At 70.3% G+C, this 1,823-nt stretch carries 1 protein-coding gene; it reads right to left on the reverse strand.

From position 1 onward, the window contains the following. The coding region (locus ACAM49_RS39990) for an alpha/beta hydrolase-fold protein (RefSeq protein ID WP_369640707.1) at positions 1–1,823 on the reverse strand (1,823 nt) is incomplete at both ends.

Consider the following 1,823-nt stretch of genomic DNA (forward strand, 5'->3'; position numbering starts at 1 on the left):
GGCGGCAGGGGCGGGCAACGGGATCGCGGGCAGACCCCCCGGGAGCGGGATCGCGGGTTGCTGCGCGGCGGGTTGCGGTTGGACCGGTGCCGGCTTGGGCGATTCGCTGCCCGGAATGGTGATGGGCCGCCCATCGAGCGTGGCCGCGGTCGCCTTGCCGTCGCGGATGGTGATGGTCCCGCCCTGGAAGGTCTGCTGCGTCCCGTCGGGAATCTGACCCTCGTCCGAGATCGGGTAGCCGAGCGGCCCGTTCTCGAATCCGGTCGCGCCCCAGGCGTCCATGATCGGGCCGGTGCGCACGCCCCACGCGCCCGAGAGCGGACTCCAATAGATATTGCCGCCCTCGAACGCGGAGTAGCGGCCGAAGTCGCGCAGCCCCTTCTCGTCCCCCGTCGGGAAACCGTAAGGGCTGTTCTCGAATCCGAGCTGGCCGTACTTGCCCAGGATCAGGCCCTGCACCAGGTGCGCGCCGGTCTTGGCGCTGAAGTACATGGGCCCGTTCTCGAAACCCTGCACCACGCCGTCCTTCTGGGGCGTGCGCGTCTCCTGGCCGTTCGGGTAACCGGCCGGGCCGCGCTCGTAGCCCTGCTTGGACCATTCGTCGAAGATGGCGCCGCGCACCGCCTGCGCACCGGTCTGCGGACTCCAGTAGACCGAGCCGTGCTGGAAGGGCTGCAGCCGGCCGCGACCGTCGGGCAGTCCGCCCTCGCCCGCGATCGGGAAGCCCAAACCGCTTGCCGCACCGCCCAGTCCGGCATAGCTGCCGCCGATGGCGCCCGCCACCGGCTGCGCGCCGGTGGCCTGCGAGTAGAGGACCTTGCCGCCGCGGAAGTCCTGGGCGACGCCGCCGGGCACCTGGTACTCACCGGAGAGGCAGTCGCCGAGCCAGCCGTTGCCCTGCGCCACCGGTCCGATCGCCCCGCCCACCTTGCAGTTCAGGGCGGTGGCGTCGACGCCGATCGCGGCGGCCGTCTGCGCCCAGGCCTGGCGCATCTCGAAATCCCAGTACGGCCAGGTGTGGGTGCCCGAGGGGCGGTAGTTCACCGAGACCGGGATGTTCAGCTTGCCGAGCTTGGTCACGAAGTTCTGGGTGCTCAACCGCGACAGCACCTCCAGGCCGAGGCCCGCGTAATTGGTGGTGATGCCCGGAATATCGGAGAGCGGATCGGTGGTGCCCGCGACGCCGTTGCCGCTGGAGACGTAGAGGGCCACGCCCTTGAGCTTGTCGGCCAGCTCGTAGGGATCGTGTTCCTTCCACGCCGGGCTGCCGGGCGGACCGAACATCTTCGAGGAGTCGAAGCCGCCCGCGTCGTGCATGGCGAAGTTGACCGCCTGCGGCATGCCGAGCGAGGTCAGGGTGAGGAATCCGGAGTAGGAGGCGGCCGAGCGGACCCAGCCGGGATTGCGCGCGGCCAGCATCATGGCCGCGGTGCCGCCCATCGAAAGGCCTTCCACCGCACGCACATCGGTGGCGCGGAACTGGCTCTCCAGCAGCGACGGGAGCTCCCGGACCAGGAAGGACTCCCACTTGTAGTTGCGGCCGTTGTCGGGGGCCAGCCAGTCGGCGTAGAAGCTGGACTGGCCGCCGATGGGCAGCACCACCAGGGCGTTCTTGTCGGCGTAGAAGCCGGCCGCGCCCGCGTCCTTGGTCCAGCCGTTCTCGTCGTCGGTGGCGCGCAGGCCGTCGAGCATGTAGACGACCGGGAACCTGGCGTCGGGCTTGGCGTTCCAGTCGCGCGGCAGCAGCAACTGGATCTCCACCGGTGCGCCGGAGGCCGGGGAGTTCACCCAGACGGCCACGCGGCGGTCGGTCAGCCAGGTCA

The sequence above is a fragment of the Nocardia sp. JMUB6875 genome, assembly GCF_041154655.1.
Classification (GTDB): Bacteria; Actinomycetota; Actinomycetes; order Mycobacteriales; family Mycobacteriaceae; genus Nocardia.